General features: G+C 62.7%; 5 protein-coding genes. All 5 read right to left on the bottom strand.

The features are described 5' to 3' along the window. On the bottom strand, window positions 1-229 hold a 229-nt coding region (locus BKH32_RS14825), incomplete at its 3' end, for a DDE-type integrase/transposase/recombinase (RefSeq protein ID WP_143222854.1). Continuing rightward, window positions 204-581: an IS3 family transposase gene (locus BKH32_RS13040; RefSeq protein WP_081376824.1), complete on the bottom strand. Its 378-nt coding sequence runs from the start codon at window positions 579-581 to the stop codon at window positions 204-206. The genes BKH32_RS13040 and BKH32_RS14825, both read right to left, overlap by 26 nt. Window positions 582-685: 104 nt before the next feature. Then, window positions 686-991 carry a group II intron maturase-specific domain-containing protein gene (locus BKH32_RS14820; protein WP_218638478.1) on the bottom strand — a complete coding sequence of 102 codons (306 nt, stop codon included), beginning with the start codon at window positions 989-991 and terminating at the stop codon, window positions 686-688. Further along, the gene (locus tag BKH32_RS13035) at window positions 933-1,778 is read right to left on the bottom strand and encodes a reverse transcriptase domain-containing protein (protein WP_218638477.1); all 846 of its coding nucleotides are present in this window, start codon (window positions 1,776-1,778) and stop codon (window positions 933-935) included. The genes BKH32_RS14820 and BKH32_RS13035 overlap by 59 nt, the downstream gene beginning before the upstream one ends. 693 nt (window positions 1,779-2,471) lie before the next feature. Beyond that, window positions 2,472-2,774: transposase (locus tag BKH32_RS13030; RefSeq protein ID WP_143222853.1), on the bottom strand; the 303-nt coding region annotated here is incomplete at its 5' end.

Below are 2,774 nucleotides of genomic sequence, written 5' to 3'. Positions count from 1 at the left end.
TCGGGCATCTCCTGACCGCCATGTCAATGGCCTGGCACACCAGGGAGGTGTGCATGTGGTCGGCCATCGCATAACCCACGACCTTCTTAGTACAGCAGTCCAGAACGGTCGCTAGATAGATAAACCCGGCCCACGTCCTGATATAGGAGGGGGCACCTCCCGCTTGCGGGGGAATGTCCCCGCACCACTTACGTCCAGGTTCGTCAGCGGTGAAGTCTCGCCTGAGCAGGTCCGGGCCGCTCGTCCAGGTCCTCGGCCGGTATGGTGGTTCGGACTTTTGCCCGTGGCTGTGCGGCTTGCAGCCCCAGGTCCCTCATGATGGACCGGATCGTGGAACCGCCGGTCCGGACCCCACGCCGCTCCAGGACCACCTGGATACGCCGGTACCCGTAGGTGGCATCGGAGTGCTCAAACACGTCCTTAATCATCATGGCCAGTTCCTCCCTCCTGATGGCCGTCTGTGACTGTGGTCGGTCGCGCCAGGAGTAGTACCCTGATTTCGACACTCCCGACCACCGGCACATTGAGGAGATGGGATAATGGCCTTCTTCGCGGTTGATGAGCTCATAGCGCTCGGTCACGGTCGTTCCTTGGCGAAGTCGGGTGGCCCGGGGACCGTGGTCCCCGGGCTCCCACAGAACCGTACGTGACAGTCTCCCGTCATACGGCTCTTGTCGTTCTGGTGTCACCACACGGGGCCAGGCTCGGTAACCCAGGCCCAGTGTGCGAAGTAGCTTGGCGCTTTCTTGACGCCTGTGTACCACTTCCGCATGGTTGTGGCCCAGCTGGCCCGCAGTCTGCGGTACTTTCCCCTGAGCCACCGGACCAGGTAGGAGTTGATTCTCCTGAGCAGGGGGTAGAGCGCTGACGGATGGAAGGCTCCGTAGTAGCGCATCCAGCCTCGCACCACCGGGTTGACGTGTGCTGCCAGATCACTGACCGTCGCTGTCACCCATCGGTGCAGACGCCAGGAGCGTACTGTGGCGCTCATCCGTTTCAAGGCCGCCTTGGACACTGCCGGGGAGAAACTCCGGAACAGTCCATGTCGCCCCTTTGACGGTACGCTCACCGAACTCATACCCCAGGAACGTGAACTCGGTGTGCTCCCATGAGCCAGTCCGGTTCGCGTCCTTGCAGTACACGATCCGGGTCTTGCGCGGGTGCAGCCTCAGCCCCACCTGCCTCATGCGCTCCGCCACCGCGGCCAGCACCGCCCGGGCCTGTTCCAGGCTCTTGCAGCAGATCACCACATCGTCGGCGTAACGCTCGAAGACAACCCCCGCAAAATTCCGGGCAAGCCATGCATCGAGCGCGTAGTGCATGAACAGATTAGCCACAACCGGCGAGACCGCCGACCCCTGAGGAGTACCCCTCCATCGCTCAGTAAGCGTCCCATCGCCCTGCTGCGCAGGCGCCTTGAGCCAGCGCCGCACGTAGAGCATCACCCACGGCAGGTCGCACACCGTCTCCACCGCACGACACACCAGGTCCCACGGCACGGTGTCGAAGAACGCCTGGATATCCATGTCGATGACCCAGCTGCTCTCCCAGCACCGCCTCCTGCACGCCGCGACCGCGTCGATCGCGCCGCGTCCGGGACGGTAACCGTACGAGCCCTGGTGGAACACCGGCTCGGCCCTGCGCTCCAGCACCAAGGCCACCACCGTCTGCGCCAGACGGTCAGCGACTGTCGGCACACCCAGCACCCTGATGCCTCCATCAGGCTTGGGGATCCGAACCTGACGCACCAAAGGCGGGAAGTAGCTGCCCGAGGACATCCGGCTTGCAGATCTTGTACAGGTTCGCCTGTAGATCCCTCTCGAAGTCCTCGACAGCCGCCCCGTCGACCCCGGGCGCGCCCTTGTTGCTCCTGACCCCCTCTCCCAAGCCTCCACTACCAGAGCCTTGGGAATATCGAACGCCTTACCCGCCGTCTTCGACGGCCCTTGGCGCCACCCCTACCAATGACACTGACCCGCTCATCCCAATTCCTCCCACAGACCCCGGTTGACCAGCACGAACACATCACGAACGACCCGACCCCTTCGCTCCGCCCCCATTACAGAAGCATCATCACTACTACGAGTCGGTCCGCCGGCGCCCCACCCGCACCCAGCAGGCACGACCACAAGGCGCCTTCTCCTGTTTCACGCAGACGCAGCAGACCGGGCTCACGCCGCCTTCACGCCGGGCACCGCCTGACCAGCAACACGGACACACCGCCAGACTCATCCCAGGGCACCTTCAAACCCCAGTTCTGATGCCATCCAAGCATTTCGACGCTTCCACAGCGGTTCACTCGCGTTCGTCTTCCCGGCCCCCACCTGACATCCGCCCACGGACGCCCTTTTCCTTGAACGCTCACCACGACGGTCTTCAGCCAACGCAGCACAAGGCGGTTTGAAGCCATCATCCGCACAACGACTTCGAGGGGCCACAACCCTCATCATCTACGCAACACCATCCAGAAGCTACAGAACTACATCCACAGCTCCCTTCCGTTCAGGACACACGAAGGCAGCTGCTTTTTTCAAGAACTCATTCTCCCCACGCAGCTCACGAACCTCTGCTCTCAGTTTCGCGATCTCAGCCGACTCAGAGGCCTTCTTGCGGTCCAGGTCGGTGGCGTGCTCCTTCTTGTATCTTGCGACCCAGTTACCCACCGTCTGGGCCACAAGACCGTACGAGGCGGCTACCGAGGCGATCGTGCGGTCCTTCTCGATCACCTCACGCACCACCTGGGCCTTGAACTCCTCTGAGTATTTCGCTGCTGG

Origin of the sequence: Actinomyces oris (assembly GCF_001929375.1) — a bacterium.
GTDB lineage: Bacteria > Actinomycetota > Actinomycetes > Actinomycetales > Actinomycetaceae > Actinomyces > Actinomyces oris_B.
Note: the sequence above shows the minus strand (reverse complement) of the source record. Positions and strands in the feature narration are given on the sequence as shown.

Coding starts and splice junctions, on each gene's coding strand:
- BKH32_RS14820 (WP_218638478.1), bottom strand. CDS start 991: ATGAGCGCCACAGTACGCTCCTGGCGTCTGCACCGATGGGTGACAGCG.
- BKH32_RS13035 (WP_218638477.1), bottom strand. CDS start 1,778: ATGTCCTCGGGCAGCTACTTCCCGCCTTTGGTGCGTCAGGTTCGGATC.